Raw genomic sequence first — 15,042 nt, 5'->3', positions numbered from 1 at the left:
GCGGCCCCGATGGGCCGAGGTGAGAAACGAGGCGGACAGTCCTGTCAGCGGGCAGCAGCGGTTCCTGAGACCGGACTTCCTTTTCCCACCGCCGGGGCGCGCGCCCGGACCCCGCGCCCACGTCGTGGAGGCGGGAGCATGCCGATCGGCGGCCTTACATGCCTGCGACCGAACGTGAGGCGCGCATCGCCGAGGCGGTGCGTGACCTGGTGCACCGTACGGCGGACTTCGATCCGCTGGAACTGCTGCACGATCTGACCGGACACACCACGTCCCTGCTGCCGGTGGCCGGAGCCGGCGTCACCGTCCTCGACGACCTGGGGCGGGTGGAGTACGCCACTGCCTCCGACGAACGCTACCGCCGGCTGGAAGAGGTCCAGGTCGAGCTGGACGAAGGGCCCTGCCTGGAGGCCACCCGCGACGGCGCCGCCATGCCGCCGGCCTCGCTGACCGGTCCGGCGGCGATGCGCTGGCCCCGGTTCGCCCGGCACGCCCGGCGCGCCGGTGTCATCGCGGTCGCCGCGGTCCCGCTGCGTACCCCCGGCTTCACCGCCGGCGCCCTCAACCTGATGTGCGGCCAGGCGTCCGAGATCCCCACCGCCAACGACCTGCGCATCGCCCAGGCCCTGGCCGACGCCACCGCCGCCTGTTTCGGCCACCAGCACGACCTGCACGACCAGGCCGTGCTGATCCAGCAGCTGTCCACCGCGCTGGAGAGCCGTCTGGTGATCGAACAGGCCAAGGGCGTCCTGTCCGAGCGCCTCCGCGTGAGCCTGGACGACGCCTTCGAACGGCTGCGCGCGCACGCCCGTGCCCGGCAGCGCAAGCTCACCGACCTGGCCGCCGACGTCGCCAAGGGTTCGGTGCCCACCGAACTGTCCCAGCCATGAAGTTCCGGCGGGACGGACCGCACACCGCCCGCGCCGGCCGCGGCCGCGGCAGAAGGTAGACCATGCCCCGCGCCGAGCTGGAGACGCTCTTCGGCCGGCTGCGCCACGCCGCGCGCACCGGCCAGGGCCTGAGCGTGATAAGCCCGGGAACCGCCGCGCGCCTGCTCGGCCACGACGCCCTGACCCTGTGCCTGGCCACCCCGCGCGGCCAGCTGGAACTCCTGTGGTGCGACGATGCCGCCGACCGGCTCGGGCCCGTCCTGGACGACCTGCAGTACACCCTCGGCGAGGGCCCCAGCCTCGACGCGATCCGCACGGGCCGCACCGTCACCGAACCGGACCTGGCGACCACCCCGGCCGGCGTCTGGCCCCTGTTCCTGCCCGCTGCCGCCCGCACACCCGTCCGCGCCGTCATGGCCGTACCGCTGCGCCTGGGCGTCGTGTCCCTCGGCGTCCTGACCGCGTACCGCATCCGCCCGGGGGCTCCGAGCGGGCAGCAGACGGAGGCGACCGACCGTTTCGCGCGGGCCGCGCTGTCCCTGTTGCTGAACACCGCCCCCGCCCGGCTGCTCACCGGCGAGCACGGCGCCGGACTCGCCCTGCACCGCGCCGAGGTCCATCAGGCCACCGGCGTCCTGGCCGTCCAGCTCCGCATCGCCCTCGACGAGGCCCTGCTGCGGCTGCGTGCCCACGCGTACTCCCACGACCGCGCCCTGCTCGACGTCGCCCGCGACGTCATCGCCCACCGCATCCGTCTCGACAACAGCACGCCGTGACAGGAGCGGCTGAATCCCCGGTACCGCCCGGGCGCCGCCGCCGAGCCACCCGGGTGCCCCCGAGAGAATGCGCGCGCCGGGAAGAACAGTTGTGCTGGAGGTCCGGACATCCCCTTTCCCAGGGGACACAGGACCCACAGGAGTGATCCGCATGCGCGTACGTCTCGCCCTCGCCGGTACGGTTCTCGCCGCGGCCGCCGTCGTTCCCGCGGCGTCCACCGCCGTGGCCGACGACGGCCCGGCCCGCCCCGCGAAGACCGACGCCAAGGTCCACACCGCCGACACCGGGTTCGGCGCGATCCCCCCGGGCAACCGTGAACTCGTCGGCCGCATCATGACCGGCCTCGGCTGAACCTGGCACGGCGGGCGCGCCGGCGCGCGGGCGTCAGCCTGCCTGGAGGCGGAAGACCAGATACGGGGCGTCGTCCTCGGCGGCGTTGCCGTCCGCGTCCGTCACCGACACCGTGCGCAGCCCGGCCGCCGCGGCGAGCTTCTCGAAGCCGGCGCGGGTGTACCAGTGCAGCAGCCACGGGCGCTCCACGACCGTGGGTCCGCCGGCGCCGTGGCGCTCGTAGCGCAGCACGGTGGTCCGGGTCCGCGCGGTCTCGTCGCGCTCTTCGGACACCAACGTGCACCGCAGCTCGGCGCCGTCGTCGGCGCGCGCGGTGCTGACCTGGCCGATCCGGTCGGCGGGGGTCGGCGCCGGGACGTGCAGCGGAATCAGCGCGGAACCCCCGTCGTCCACGTGGCGGCGGATGCCGCGGAGGGCGGCGTCGGCGACGCTGTCGTCCGGCAGGAGGTTGAAGGTCGGCCCGGCCAGGAAGACCGCCCGGAACCGGCGTGGCAGGCAGAGCGCTTCCATCCGCTGGTGGTGCACGGTGACGGCGATGCCCGCCTCGTCGGCCCGGCGGCGGCAGCGCTCCAGCATGTCCGCGGAGGAGTCGACGCCTTCCACGTCCAGGCCGGCGCGGCGCAGGGCGAGCAGCGGATCACCGTCCCCGCAGCCCAGTTCCAGCGCCGGGCCGCCCGCCTCCCGTATGAAGGCCGCATAGACCTCGGGGTCCGGTGGCGCGGAGGATCTCAGCGGGGTGTAGAGCTCCGCGACGAGACCGGTGTAGAAGTCGGCGGGGTCCATGGGTGCGAGGTGGTCCTTTCGGTCGGCGGAGGTGAGGCTACTTGGCCAGGTATCCTCCGTCCACGACATGATCACTTCCCGTCACGTACGACGCGTCGTCGGAGACCAGGAACGCGATGAGGGTGGCGACCTCCTCCGGCTGCGCGGTGCGGCGCAACGGGACGGAGGCGATGAGGTGGTCGGCGGCCCCGGGCGGCAGTGCGGTGACCATCGGGGTGTCGATGACGCCCGGTGACACCGACAGGACCCGGACGCCGTGGTGCGCGTACTCGCGGGCCGCGGTCCGGGTCAGAGCCAGCACGCCCTGCTTCGCCGCGGCGTAGGCGGCGTGGCCCCGGAAGGCCGAATGAGCGGCGATCGAGGAGAGGTTGACGATTACGCCGCCCGTCGCGGCCATCGCGGGGAGCTGGCAGCGCAGCGCGTGGTAGACGCCGTAGAGGTTCACCTTCAGCACGCTGTCGAAGTCGGCGGGCGACAGCTCGGCCAGCGGGGTGAGGGGGCCGCTGATCCCGGCGCTGTTGACCGCGATCCGCAGCCCGTCGCCCAGGCTGGCGGCCTCCTTGACGACGCCGGTGACGCTCTCCAGGTCGGTGACGTCGACCCGCCGGGCCAGGGCGGTGCCGCCGGCCGCGGTGATCCGCCCGGCCACCCGCGCGGCGCCGTCCTCGTCGAGATCGGCGGCCACCACCACGGCGCCCTCCGCGGCCAGCCGTTCCGCGCACACCGCGCCGATTCCGGAGGCGGCGCCGGTCACCAGGGCGGTACGGTCCCGCAGCCGGCCGTGCCTGATGCCGTTGCCGGGCGGCTGGGTGTGCGCTGACATGTGCGGCTCCTCGTGGTGGGTCCGACGACCGGGCGGTGGGGTGAGGCGGGACGGAGTGCCGGGCAGCTGGGGGTCAGGACGGGCGGGCGTGTGCCGTGAGCGGCAGCCGGTCCGGGCGCAGCACGGTGCCGACCAGGGTGCGTACGGGGGCGGAGGGGGCCGGAACCAGGCGCCGGGGCGCGGTGAACGCGGCGACCGCCAGGGTCAGTTCCGTCCAGGCGAAGTCCTCGCCGACGCACAGCCTGCTGCCGGCGCCGAACGGCAGGTAGGTGTGGCGCGGCGGTTTCGCCGCGGTGTCCGGCGGCCAGCGGTCGGGGGCGAAGCGTTCCGGGTCCTCGTACAACTGCGGGTCGTGGTGCAGGGCGTACGGGCTGAAGAACACCTCGGCGCCCGGCGGGAGCCGTACGCCGCCGAGCGTGACCGGGCGTACGGCGCGGCGCATCAGCAGCCACGACGGCGGGTGCAGCCGCAGCGTCTCGGTCAGCACCTGCCGGGTGAAGACCAGCGCGGGCACGTCCTCGAAGCCGGGCGGCCGGCCCGCGAGAACGGTGTCCAGCTCGTCGTGCAGGCGCCGCTGGACGTCGGGGCGGCGGGAGATCTCGTACAGCGCCCAGGCCAGGGACGCGCTGACGGTACCGGTGCCGGCCAGGAAGAGGGTGATCAGCTCGTCGGTCACCTCGGTGTCGGTCAGGGCGCCTCCCCGGCCGTCTCCCCCACCGTCTCCCGGGCCGTTTCCCCCTCCGCCTCCCGGGCCGCCCGCGAGCAGGAGCATCGAGAGCAGGTCGCCGCGGTCCCGGCCGTCGGCCCGGTACGTGTCGATGATCCGCTGCTGGACGGCCACCAGTCTGCGCAGCGGCCCGGCGTCCGGCGGGCGCCACCCCGGCAGCAGCGGGAGGCGCTGCGCCCAGGCGTGCAGCGGGGAGAGGGCGAGGCGCATCGAGTGGTACTTGACGGCCAGCCAGTCCTGGACGGCCGTACGCAGCTCGGGGTCCTGGGGTTCCGCGAAAAGCGTACGCAGCAGGATGTCGAGGGTCAGGCGGTGGATCTCCGGCACCAGGTCGAGGGTGGCGCCGGGTGCCCAGGCGGCGGAGCGGGCCAGGGACCGTTCGGACATGACGCGGGCGTAACCGGCGATCCGGTCGTGGTGGAAGGCGGGCTGCAGCATCCGGCGGTGCCGCAGGTGGCGGTCTCCGGTGGCCGTGATCAGCCCGTCACCGAGCGGGACGCGCAGGGCGTCGAACATGGCGCCCTTGTCGAAGGAACGGGCCTGCGCGGTCAGCAGTTCCCGTACCAGCTCGGCGGAGTTGACGAGGTGGACCGGGCGCGGGCCGATGTAGATCTTCGTGACCGGTCCGTGGTGCCGTTGTCCGCGGACGAAGCGCAGGGCGTCCCGGTCGAGCCGTGGGGCGTGCCCCGCCAGCGGCATCCGGCCGGGCGGGACGGGCGCTTCGGCGGGGGTACGCCCCGGGCGCGCGGCCGGCCGTGCACCGGTTCCGCTCATGTCGCGCCTCCTCCCGTACGGCCGCAGGTCAGTTGGCCTTCGTACGGCCGGGGGCCATCGCCTCCCGCTCCGCCACGGAGGCGGCGCTGTCCGGCGGCAAGGCCCTCCACGGTGAACGCGTGGGTGTGCGTGGGGAAGTGCGTGAGCAGGGGCCGCGGGCCGTACATGAGCGGTACGCCCGGCCAGGTGCCGTCGGCGCGCTGGGTCTCCACGAGGTGGGCGAGCCCCGGCGCCCAGAGGTCCGCGGCACGGAGGCCGCCGCGTTCCAGGGCGGCGAGGGCCAGGCCGGTGGCGGCGGGCGTGCTCGGGCCGCCTGGCTCGACGGGCCAGCCCCCGTCGGGGTTACGGGTCTCGGCGAGCGCGCGGGCCGCTCGGTGGCCGTCCGCGAGGGCGGGCAGGACTTCGGCCGTGGCGTACGGGAGGCCCCGGTACCATCCGGCGTACCAGCGCCCTTGGTCCTCGAAACGCCGGGTGAGCCAGGCGCGCGCCGTGGACAGGTCGACGCGGTGCCGGCCGGAGTGGCAGGCGAGCGCGGTGACGACATGGGCGATCACGTCGTCCACGGGCGGGTCTCCGGCGGACTGCCAGGTCCGCCAGAGGCCGTCGTCCCGCTGCTGCCGGGCCAAGTGCCGCACCCCGGCCCGTATCGCCGCACCGGCAGCGCCGCCCGCGGCCCTCGAACCGCCCGCGCTTGCGCCGCGCAGGGCGATCAGGGCCGCCCCGGTGGTGTCGTTGTCGGACTCGACACCCAGGCGGTACGGCCAGCCGCCGTCCGGGTTCTGCGCCGTGACCAGGAACGCGACGGCGGCGGGCAGCCCGTGCCGGTCGAAGTCCGCCACGCCTTGGAAGGCGCGCACGGTCAGCGCGGTGTCCCAGACGTCGCTGGTGGAGAAACGCCACGTACCGTCCGCGTGCTGGCTCCTGAGCAGGTGTTCCGTACAGCGGCGGGCCGCGGCGGAGCCGGGGGCGGCGGTCTGGAGCGCGAGCGCCGCGAGCGCCGTGGTGACCGGGTTGCCGAAGAAGTCGCCCGAAGGGGACTGCTGGTCGGCGATCGTACGGACGGCGTGCCGGACGGCCGTCAGATCCCCGAAGTGAGCCGCCACCAGGGCATGGGCGGACCAGAGTTCCACCCGGGACCAGCGCTTGAGCCGTCCCCGGGCGGCGACCGCGGCGGCCAGCCGGGCGCGCAGCGCGTCCGGGCCGGTGCTGCCGTGGACCGTCCGGCCGGAGTGCAGGGCGAGGGCCTGGAGGAGCCGGGCCCGGGCCGAGAGCGCCGGGTCCTCGAAGGCGGGGTGACTCACGTCGACGGGACCGCCGCTGCCGAGGGCCAGGGACAGCAGGGCGGTCTCCACGGCCCGGGCCACCGGGTGGTGGTCCTGCGGGGCGGCCCCGGCGGCGAGCCACGCCCTGCCGCGCTCGGCGGCGCGGTCCGCGCCAGGGTGCGGGGAGCGCGCGAGGGCCAGTGTGCACAGTGCGGTTTCGGTGATGCGAGGGGCGGGAGTGGCGAGCCATGAGCCGTTGTCGTGCTGCGTGGTGAGGGTGTGCCGGGTGGCGAGGGTGAGGGCGCGGGTCACCCGTGGGGCGAGCGTGGGCGACAAGCGGGCGGCCGGTTGGTGCGGTAACGCTCGTCCTGCTGACATCGTGCCTCGATTTCTGCGTGGTCCCGCTCGTGCTGCGTGCTTCCGCGCGTTCAGCGCGGTGGGCGGTACGGGTCGGCGGACCGGGCCCGGACGCGCGGGACGTAGCCTGACGGGGTGGACACCTCGCGCCCCGCCGGCCACCCTCCCCGGGAGATCGTCTCCATGGCGGACACATGCTCCGCCGCGTTGCAGAACATGCCACGTCTGGAAATCTGGCTCAAAAGGCTCGGACTGCCCATGGCCCCCGCGCTGGTCCCCCTCATGTGCCTCCAGACGGCGTTCTTCACCCCGTGGCTGCCGCCCGCGACCTGTCTGCTGATGTCCCGGCTGACGGCCTGGCTGATGGCGATCGACAACGTCCTGGACGCGCCGGAGACGGCCGCTCCCACGGCACCGGACCGGCCCGCGGCACCGGACTGGCCCACGGCCCGCGTCCAGGGCTGGCACCGCATCCTCGACGGGCACGGCGCCGACGGCGACGACCCCGTGGCGCGCGCTCTGGCCGAGATCGCCGGGGAGGTGGCCGGAAGCGGGCGGCCCGAACTCGTCGCCGTCTGGCGGGAAAGCATGCATCAGACACTGATCGGCATGCGGCACGAACACGAGGCGGCGCGGGCGGCGGCCACCGGCGGCGCGGCGCCCGGGCTGACCGACTACCTGCGGCACGGCGCCTGGAGCATCGGTGTCGAACAGCAGGTCACCGCCCTGTGGACGCTGCTGGACGAGCCGGACCTGCCCCGGCGCCTGCCGGTGCTGCGCGCCGCGCTGCGCGAGGCGGCGATCGCGGTCCGGCTGCTCAACGATCTCCGCGGCCACCGCAGGGAGCGGGCCGAGGGAAAACCCGACGTCCTGGCTCTCGGCCTGACCGGGCACACCGCGTACGAGCGTGCCGCGGCGGGGCTGGACACCTGCCGGCGGGCCCTGGCTCCGCTCAGCAGGGCCGGGTACGGTTCGGCGGTGGCACTGGAGCGGGTGGTGCTCTGGCATGCGCGGATGTACCACCGCTTCGACCCCGTACGGCCCGGCCGGGCGGCCGCCCCTCCCCTGCCGGGCAGTACCACGCGTACCCCGCCCGTCCCCCAGCCGAGGAAGGCCCCGCCCATGGGTATCGAGCAGGAAGTCCTGGACGCCGTCGCGTCCGGAAGCACGTACGACAGCACGCGGCTCGCGGACCTCTTCGACCGGCTGGAGCCGGTCGACACCGCGTTCCTGATCGGCACGTGGCGGGGTGGCGCGTTCGAGGACGCCGGCGAGAACGCCGCGCTGCTGGCGAAGATGCGGTGGTACGGCAAGCGGTTCGTCGACGCCGATCATGTGGAGCCGCTGCTCTGCCGTGACGAGGACGGGACGGTGTACTCGTACACCGAGATGGGGCTCGCGTCGCTGCGTGAGGTCGTGCACCGCGGCAAGCAGTCCGCCGCGATGGTCTACGACCAGCTGCCCGTCATCGATCACTTCCGGCGGCTGACCGACGACGTCCTGCTGTGCGTGATGGACAAGAAGGGGGATCCGGAGGATTTCTACTTCCATCTCACCCGCGTACCGGACTCCGAAGTACCGGCCGCGGGGCCGGAGTCAGACCGCCAGTGACCGGGGCGCCGGGACGCCCCGCCCGGGTCCGCCGCGGTGGTCGCGCCACGCCGACGCCAGCCGGCGTACTGCCTCGGTCAGCCGGTCGGTGCCGGCCTGGAAGTGGATGCGCAGGTACTGCCTGCTGCCCCCTGAGGCGTCCAGTCCCCTGCCGGGCAGCACGACGACGCCGTGGCGCAGGGCCGTACCGGCGCCGGGGTGCGCAGCGGCGGATCTGCGCGAAGGAGTCCCCGTCGCCGTGCGGCAGGCGCACCCACAGGGTCGTTCCGCCGGTGACGGCCGGGGCGTCCCATTCCGGCAACTGCCGTGCGAGCTGCGCCCGTAGGTGGTCGTGGCGGGCCCGGCGGTCGGCCGACGCTTCCCGGCAGTGTTCTTCGAGGTCCGGGAGGAGTTCGGCGGCGGCCAGTTGAGCGGGCAGGTTCCCGCCGAGGTCGTGCACCGCGCGCAGCCGGGCCAGGCGGTCGGCCACGGGCCGGGCGGCCCGGACCCAGCCGACGCGCAGCCCGCGCCAGACGCTCTTGCTGAGCGAGCCGACGGAGATGACCGGTGTGCCGAACGCGGCGAGCGGCGAGGGCATGTGGTGCCCGGGGAAGGCGAGATCGGCCAGTACTTCGTCGTCGATGAGCGGGATGTCCGCGTCAGCGGCCGCCGCGGCGAGCCGCCGGCGCGCCAGCTGCGGCAGTACCGCTCCGGTCGGATTGTGGTGGGTGGTCACCAGATAGGCGAGGTCCGGGCGGCGCGCCGGGGAACGGGTCGCCGCCGCGAAGCCGTCCAGCCCGACGGGAAGGGTCCGCAGGTGCACGGCGTGTTCGCGGAAGGCCTCCAGGGCACCGGGGTAGGTCGGCGCTTCGGCCAGCACCGTGCCGCCGGGCTGGACGAAGGCACGGGCGAGCAGGGAGAGGGCCTGCTGGCCGCCGTTGGTGACCAGGATCTGTCCGGGGTCGGTCGGCACGCCGCGCCGCGCGTAGTGGCGGGCGACGGCGCGGCGCAGTTCCGGGTGGCCTGACGGGTGGTAGCCGATGTCGTCCTCGACCGTGGCCAGCCGGGACAGGGCCCGCTCGTACGCGGCGCGCAGGATGGGCGGTGGCGCGGTGGGGGCGGCGCACGCCAGGAGGATCGTGTCGTCGTCGCGCGGTTCCAGGAGGTGCAGGAAGACCGGCGCTCCGGTGCTCTCCTGCGGTGCGGTACGGGGCGGCCCGGCGACGCGGGTGCCGCTGCCCTGGCGCCGGGTGATCCGGCCTTCCCGGCGCAGCTGTTCGTACGCGGCGACGACCGTGCCCCGGCCGACGGCGAGCGTGGCCGCCAGGACCCGGTCGGGCGGCAGCGCCGTACCCGGTGGCAGCTCACCCTCGTCGACGAGGCGCCGCAGGCGCGCGGCGAGCAGCAGGTACAGCGGGCCGCGGCCGGCCGACCAGCGGCCCAGGCGGTCGGCCGGCTCGGCCGGGCTCATGGGCATGGTCGGGTTCTTCCGGTGGCGGGAGGTGCGGATCGGTTCATCAGGCGGACCAATTTTGGGGTATTGGCTCTGTGAACCGGCCCCGCCGGCGGCGAGGATCACGGCATGACCACCCACCACGAAGACCTGCGCCACCTCGCCCCGGTATCGGTCCCCGACGCCATCGCGGCACTTCCCGGGCCCTTCCAGCAGCACACCCTGGCGAGGGTGAACGACACCACCGCCGTCCGCCTCGCCCGGCTGGAAGGCAGCTTTCCCTGGCACCACCACGACGAGGACGAGATGTTCCTGTGCTGGGACGGCACCTTCCGGATCGAACTGGAGGGCCGGGAACCGGTGGTGCTGAAGGCGGGTGAACTGTTCGTCGTGCCCAAGGGGGTACGGCACCGCCCCGTCGCCGAGGAGAGCGCCCACATCCTGCTCGTCGAGCACCCCGGCACGAAGCAGTACGGGAGCTGACACCGGCGGGCGCCACCGTCCCCGAGGGGGCGTCGGCTGCTACGCCGTACCGTCGGCCGGTCCTCCGTACGGTACCGGCGCCACGGCGCTCACTCCTCCTCCGACAGCTGCCGTGCCCGCTTGTTGCGGGCGCCCACCACCAGTGCCGTGGCCGCTGCCGTCGCCGCGAGCGCCGCCGGGACCATCCAGCCGCGGTTGACGGAGTGGCCGAGTGCGTGGTCCAGGGAGATCCGGCCGGGGCCCGTGATGCCGAGCGCGGTCGTCGTCAGGCCGAGGAAGGCCGGGTGCTCGTAGCCGCCGCTCTGCGCGAAGAACCCGTTCGGGGCGTGGACGGCGGCGGCGCCCGCCATCGCGCCCGCCGCGGCCGCGCCGGCGGCCGGGGTGGCCAGGCCGAGCGCCAGCAGTACGCCGCTGCCGGCCTCCGTGAGCCCCGCGACCGTGGCGTTGGCCTTGCCCGGAACGTAGCCGACGGACTCCATGAACTGGCCGGTCCCCTCGATCCCACCGCCGCCGAACCAGCCGAAGAGCTTCTGCGCGCCGTGTGCGGCCAGCACTCCGCCGGTGCCGACGCGGAGGAGCAGCAGGCCGAGGTCACGTCGGTCGGAACAGGTCACGATGGGCTCCCGGAGCAGCGGACGGGGACGGTTCCCTCCTGGGTGCCCATCGTCCCTTCCCCGACACTTCACGGGCTCGCCCACTCGGCCGTCCGGGTGACGGGCGAGCGCGCCCGCCGTTATTTCACCACCCGCAGCGCGCGCTCCGGTGTCGGGGCGCCGTCGTCGAGTTCGCGCAGGAACCAGGTGAGGACGAAGCCGGCCAGCAGCACGGCTCCGGCGGCCAGGAACATGATGTGGAAGCCGTGCGCGAAGGACTCCGTGACCGCCTGCGCCAGCCTGGCGTCGATGCCGTGCAGCAAGGAGGTGTCGTCGAGGTCGATGCCCGTGTCCCGGCCGGACCCGGCCATCGCCAGGAAGCGGTGGTTGGCGGGATCGCCGGTGACCGCCGGGTCCGCGAGGACGCCCGCGAAGCGGCCGGAGCGCAGCAGGTCGGCGAGGCGGCCGAGCGCCACCGCGAACATCACGGAGAACAGGACCGCGATGCCGGTGGAGCCGCCGATCTGCCGGCACAGGCCGGACGCGCCGTTGGCCACGCCGAGTTGGCTCTTGGGCGCCGCGTTCTGCATGGCCAGGGTGATGACGGTCTGGGACAGTCCGATGCCGGCGCCCAGCCAGGTCACGGTCAGGGCGATGCCCCACATCGGGGTCGCGGAGCCGGCGGTGGCGAGGGTCAGCAGCGCTCCGGCCATCGAGCCGAGGCCGACGACGGCGAGCTTCTTGAACCGGCCCGAGGCGGCGATGAGTCTGCCGGACACCACCTGGGAGGCGATGGTGCCCACCATGAACGGGATCACCACCAGCCCCGCCTCGGTCGGTGTCCGTCCCTGCACGAGCTGGAGGAACAGCGGCAGGGTGGTCACCGTACCGAAGATGCCCACGCCGATCGTGAAGTTGACCGCCGAGCACAGGGCGATGCCGCCGCGCCGGAAGAGCCGGAGCGGCAGTACGGCCTCGTCGCCGCGGCGCAGTTCGACGGGAACGAACAGCGCCAGTCCGGCGGCGGCCAGGCCGAAGAGGGCGAGGGAGGCGGGCGCGCCCCAGCCCCAGGTCCGCCCCTGTTCGGCCACGATCAGCAGCGGCACCAGGAACAGTGCCAGCGCGACGGCGCCCAGCACGTCCATCCGGTGCTTCCGGCGCTCGTGCGGCAGGTCGAGAGCCCTGCGTACGGTGACCAGGGCCAGCAGTCCCAGTGGCACGTTCAGCAGGAACACCCAGCGCCAGCCGGCCACGCCGAACACCTGGCCGGCCTCCGCGAAGGCGCCACCCGCCAGCGGGCCCACGACGCTCGCCGCCACCCAGGCCAGCTGCAGGAAGGCGAAGTAGCGGCCGCGCTCGCGCACCGGGGCCAGGTCGGCGACGACCGCGGTGGGCAGGGACATCAGCCCGCCGCCGCCCAGCCCCTGGACCGCCCGGTACAGGGCGAGTTGCGCCATCGAGCCGGCCGTACCGCACAGGACCGACCCGGCGACGAAGACGGCGATCGCGACGAGGTACATCGGCTTGCGCCCGTAGAGGTCGGAGAGCTTGCCGTAGAACGGCATCGCCAGCACGGAGGCGATGAGGTACGCCGTCGTGGCCCAGGCCTGCTCGGTCTGGCCGTGCAGGTCGTCCGCGACGGTCCGCATCGCGGTGGCGACGACCGTCTGGTCCAGTGCCGCGAGAAAGACGGCCAGCAGCAGCCCCGACATGGCCGTCAGGATCTGCCGGTGCGTGAACGCCCCGCCGGCCTGCGCCGCCTCGTCGGCGATGCCGGGATGCGCGGATGACACGGTTCCTCACTCTCCGGGCCGGTGGTCACGGCGCCGTCCGCACACCCTGTCCGCGGTCGGCGCCCCGGCCGGACGCCGAGCGTAATCACCGGAACGGATTTCGACAAGTTCTTGTCGTTCCCGCCCGGGGGCACGCTCCGGCAAGCCGCTTCCAGGAGGCCCGGGCACCCGCCCGTACCCGGGGATCTACGCTGTGGCCATGGATTCCTCACCCCCTGACGTGGACGTGGACGTGGACGCGCTGATCGAGGTGACCGCCGAGGTCTTCGCGGTCAACGGCCGGCTGCTGCGCGAAGGGGACTGGCTCTCCGGCCACGCAGGGCTCACCTCGGCGCGCTGGCAGGTGGCCGGGCTGCTGCTGGACGGCCCCTCCACGGTGGCCCGCCTGGCCCGCGAACGGGGGCTGCGGCGGCAGGCCGTCCAGCAGACCGTCGACCGCCTGCGCGCCGAGGGCGTCCTGACGACCCGCCCCAACCCACAGGACCAGCGCAGTCCGCTGGTCGAACTCACCCCGGCCGGACGGCAGGCCCTGGACGGCCTGCGCCCCCTGGAACAACGCTGGCTGGAGCATCTGGCCGGGGGCATCCCGCCCCAGGACCTGCACATCGCGCTCTCGGTACTGCGCCGGCTGCGGGACAACCTGGACGCCCGCCCGGTACTGGAGCCCGATGCGGGGCAGCAGCCCTCCTGACCGCGGGGCGCCCGCCCGGTTGCCGGACCCCGGCGCCGGACCCCGGGACGCCCTCCGCCCCGGCCCGCGCACCGGCACTCCCGACTCCCCCACCGCACCAGGAGCTTGTACGTGATCCCCCGCCGCCCCCAGCCCACCGCCTCCCCCGGCATCGCCACCCCGGCCGCCGCGACCGCCCCCGCCTCTGCCCGGCCCGGGCCCGGCTCCCGGCAGGCCGGCCTCGAAGCGCTCCACCTGGCGCCCGCCCGCGACCAGGTCGCCGCACTGCGCCGTCGTGACATCAGCAGCCGCGACCTCCTGGAGCAGTACCTCCAGCACATCGCCCAGACCAACCCCCACGTCAACGCCGTCGTGACCCTCGACGCCGACGCCGCGCGCACCGCCGCCGACCGGGCCGACCGGCACCTCGCCGAGACCGGCGAGCCCCTCGGGCCGTTGCACGGTCTCCCCATGACGGTCAAGGACGCGCTGGAGACCGAGGGGATGCGTACGACCAGCGGCTCCCCCGATCTCGCCGGCCACCTGCCGGACCGGGACGCCGACGCCGTCGCCCTCCTGCGCGCCGCCGGCGCCGTCCTCGTCGGCAAGACGAACGTGCCGGTCATGTGCCAGGACATCCAGACGTCGAACCCGCTCTTCGGGAGGACGGACAACCCGTACGACCGGACCAGGACCGCGGGCGGCTCCTCCGGCGGCGCGGCCGCCGCCGTCGCCACCGGCCTCACCAGCCTCGAAGTCGGCTCCGACCTCGCCGGATCGCTTCGCCTGCCGGCCACCTACTGCGGCGTGTACGCCCTGCGGACCTCGCGCGGCGCCCTGCCCGTCGTCCCCACCCGCGGCCACATTCCCCGCCTGCCCGGCTGGGCCACCAGCGGCGACATGCTCACCCTCGGTCCGATCGCCCGTACGGCCGGCGACCTCGGCCTCCTGCTGGACGTCCTCGCCGCACCGGCCCCCGCCGACCGGGCCGGATGGCGGATCGACCTCCCGGCCCCCGCCGAGAGCGACCTGGCCCGGTACCGCGTCGGCGTCTGGGCCGACGACGCCTTCTGCCGCGTCGACACCGACACCCGCGCGCTCCTCGAACAGGTCACCACGCTCCTGCGCTCCGCCGGCGCGAGCATCGACGACGCCACCCGGCCCGTCGACTTCGCCGAGAGCAACGACCTCTTCCAGCGCCTCCTGTTCGCCACGGGGTCCGCCACCACTCCGGACAGCGCGTTCGCCGCCGACGTGGCCGCCGCGGAGCGGATCCCCGCCGACGACCCCGCCGGCCTGTTCCTGCGCTCCCGGACGATGCGGCACCGGGACTGGTGCGTCGCCGACGAGGCGCGGCACCAGCTCCGGGAGAAGTGGGCCGCGTACTTCGCCGGACACGACGTCCTGGTCACCCCGGCCACGCCGACGGCGGCCGTCGCCGACCTGACCGGCACCCCGCCGCCGCAGCGCCACATCACGGTCGACGGCGCGCAGCGCCCGTTCTTCGACCAGACGAGCTGGCTCAACCTGGCGAGCCTGGTGGGCCTGCCGGCCGTGGTCGTCCCGGCCGGGCAGACCGCCGCCGGGCTGCCACTGGCCGTCCAGGTCATCGGCCCGTACCTGGCGGACCGCACCCTCGTCGACGTGGCGCAGCAGCTCGCGCGACTGCTGCCCGAACCGGTCCGGCCGCCTGCGCGCACGGCGTGACTCAGATCA

General features: G+C 74.5%; 14 protein-coding genes. 7 read left to right on the top strand and 7 right to left on the bottom strand.

From position 1 onward, the window contains the following. Positions 1–158 precede the first annotated feature (158 nt). The 3 genes from AB0L45_RS27105 to AB0L45_RS27095 all read left to right on the top strand — a co-directional run bounded on the left by AB0L45_RS27105 (position 159) and on the right by AB0L45_RS27095 (position 2,018). Positions 159–890 (top strand): ANTAR domain-containing protein, encoded by a 732-nt coding sequence (locus AB0L45_RS27105; RefSeq protein WP_365844319.1) that lies wholly within the window; start codon positions 159–161, stop codon positions 888–890. A 62-nt stretch (positions 891–952) separates the two neighbouring features. Then, the gene (locus AB0L45_RS27100) at positions 953–1,666 is read left to right on the top strand and encodes a GAF and ANTAR domain-containing protein (RefSeq protein ID WP_365844317.1); all 714 of its coding nucleotides are present in this window, start codon (positions 953–955) and stop codon (positions 1,664–1,666) included. A 151-nt stretch (positions 1,667–1,817) separates the two neighbouring features. Continuing rightward, positions 1,818–2,018 (top strand): hypothetical protein, encoded by a 201-nt coding sequence (locus AB0L45_RS27095; RefSeq protein WP_365844315.1) that lies wholly within the window; start codon positions 1,818–1,820, stop codon positions 2,016–2,018. Between the two features lie 33 nt (positions 2,019–2,051). On the opposite strand, the gene AB0L45_RS27090 is transcribed toward AB0L45_RS27095, so the two are convergent. From AB0L45_RS27090 to AB0L45_RS27075, 4 genes are all read right to left on the bottom strand, one after another. Further along, positions 2,052–2,801, bottom strand: a complete 750-nt coding sequence (locus AB0L45_RS27090; protein ID WP_365844313.1) for a class I SAM-dependent methyltransferase — start codon at positions 2,799–2,801, stop codon at positions 2,052–2,054. Positions 2,802–2,838: 37 nt separating this feature from the next. Beyond that, the gene (locus AB0L45_RS27085) at positions 2,839–3,555 is read right to left on the bottom strand and encodes an SDR family NAD(P)-dependent oxidoreductase (RefSeq protein ID WP_365844507.1); all 717 of its coding nucleotides are present in this window, start codon (positions 3,553–3,555) and stop codon (positions 2,839–2,841) included. Positions 3,556–3,697: 142 nt separating this feature from the next. Beyond that, a complete protein-coding gene (locus AB0L45_RS27080) occupies positions 3,698–5,125 on the bottom strand; it encodes a cytochrome P450 (RefSeq protein WP_365844311.1) in 1,428 nt (475 codons plus the stop codon). Further along, entirely contained in the window at positions 5,122–6,699 is a 1,578-nt protein-coding gene (locus AB0L45_RS27075) for a prenyltransferase/squalene oxidase repeat-containing protein (protein WP_365844309.1), read from the bottom strand. Before AB0L45_RS27075 ends, AB0L45_RS27080 begins: the two co-directional genes overlap by 4 nt. 261 nt (positions 6,700–6,960) lie before the next feature. On the opposite strand from AB0L45_RS27075, the gene AB0L45_RS27070 reads away from it, so the two are divergent. Further along, on the top strand, positions 6,961–8,355 hold the full coding sequence (locus tag AB0L45_RS27070) for a DUF4334 domain-containing protein (RefSeq protein WP_365844307.1): 1,395 nt from the start codon (positions 6,961–6,963) through the stop codon (positions 8,353–8,355). Here AB0L45_RS27070 and AB0L45_RS27065 read toward each other — a convergent pair. Beyond that, positions 8,297–9,811, bottom strand: coding sequence for a PLP-dependent aminotransferase family protein (locus AB0L45_RS27065; RefSeq protein ID WP_365844305.1), 1,515 nt, complete (start codon positions 9,809–9,811; stop codon positions 8,297–8,299). The genes AB0L45_RS27070 and AB0L45_RS27065 overlap by 59 nt on opposite strands. A gap of 105 nt (positions 9,812–9,916) precedes the next feature. Between AB0L45_RS27065 and AB0L45_RS27060 the strand changes: the two genes are divergently transcribed. Next, complete coding sequence (locus tag AB0L45_RS27060; RefSeq protein ID WP_365844303.1) at positions 9,917–10,270, top strand: cupin domain-containing protein; 354 nt, start codon at positions 9,917–9,919, stop codon at positions 10,268–10,270. Positions 10,271–10,359: 89 nt separating this feature from the next. Here AB0L45_RS27060 and AB0L45_RS27055 read toward each other — a convergent pair whose 3' ends face one another. Both AB0L45_RS27055 and otr(B) read right to left on the bottom strand, forming a co-directional pair. Next, positions 10,360–10,884 carry a DoxX family protein gene (locus AB0L45_RS27055; protein WP_365844301.1) on the bottom strand — a complete coding sequence of 175 codons (525 nt, stop codon included), beginning with the start codon at positions 10,882–10,884 and terminating at the stop codon, positions 10,360–10,362. Between the two features lie 119 nt (positions 10,885–11,003). Next, positions 11,004–12,656, bottom strand: a complete 1,653-nt coding sequence (otr(B), locus tag AB0L45_RS27050) for an oxytetracycline resistance efflux MFS transporter OtrB (protein ID WP_365844299.1) — start codon at positions 12,654–12,656, stop codon at positions 11,004–11,006. 199 nt (positions 12,657–12,855) lie between these two features. Here otr(B) and AB0L45_RS27045 point away from each other — a divergent pair, with 199 nt between their 5' ends. After that, a complete protein-coding gene (locus AB0L45_RS27045) occupies positions 12,856–13,347 on the top strand; it encodes a MarR family winged helix-turn-helix transcriptional regulator (protein ID WP_365844297.1) in 492 nt (163 codons plus the stop codon). Between the two features lie 111 nt (positions 13,348–13,458). Then, entirely contained in the window at positions 13,459–15,033 is a 1,575-nt protein-coding gene (locus AB0L45_RS27040) for an amidase (protein ID WP_365844295.1), read from the top strand. The last annotated feature ends 9 nt before the right edge of the window (positions 15,034–15,042 follow it).

The sequence above is a fragment of the Streptomyces sp. NPDC052496 genome, from assembly GCF_040679095.1.
Classification (GTDB): domain Bacteria; phylum Actinomycetota; class Actinomycetes; order Streptomycetales; family Streptomycetaceae; genus Streptomyces.
Note: the sequence above shows the minus strand (reverse complement) of the source record. Positions and strands in the feature narration are given on the sequence as shown.

Coding starts and splice junctions, on each gene's coding strand:
- AB0L45_RS27045 (WP_365844297.1), top strand. CDS start 12,856: ATGGATTCCTCACCCCCTGACGTGGACGTGGACGTGGACGCGCTGATC.
- AB0L45_RS27090 (WP_365844313.1), bottom strand. CDS start 2,801: ATGGACCCCGCCGACTTCTACACCGGTCTCGTCGCGGAGCTCTACACC.
- AB0L45_RS27065 (WP_365844305.1), bottom strand. CDS start 9,811: ATGCCCATGAGCCCGGCCGAGCCGGCCGACCGCCTGGGCCGCTGGTCG.
- AB0L45_RS27100 (WP_365844317.1), top strand. CDS start 953: ATGCCCCGCGCCGAGCTGGAGACGCTCTTCGGCCGGCTGCGCCACGCC.
- AB0L45_RS27080 (WP_365844311.1), bottom strand. CDS start 5,125: ATGAGCGGAACCGGTGCACGGCCGGCCGCGCGCCCGGGGCGTACCCCC.
- AB0L45_RS27105 (WP_365844319.1), top strand. CDS start 159: ATGCCTGCGACCGAACGTGAGGCGCGCATCGCCGAGGCGGTGCGTGAC.
- AB0L45_RS27070 (WP_365844307.1), top strand. CDS start 6,961: ATGCCACGTCTGGAAATCTGGCTCAAAAGGCTCGGACTGCCCATGGCC.
- AB0L45_RS27060 (WP_365844303.1), top strand. CDS start 9,917: ATGACCACCCACCACGAAGACCTGCGCCACCTCGCCCCGGTATCGGTC.
- AB0L45_RS27095 (WP_365844315.1), top strand. CDS start 1,818: ATGCGCGTACGTCTCGCCCTCGCCGGTACGGTTCTCGCCGCGGCCGCC.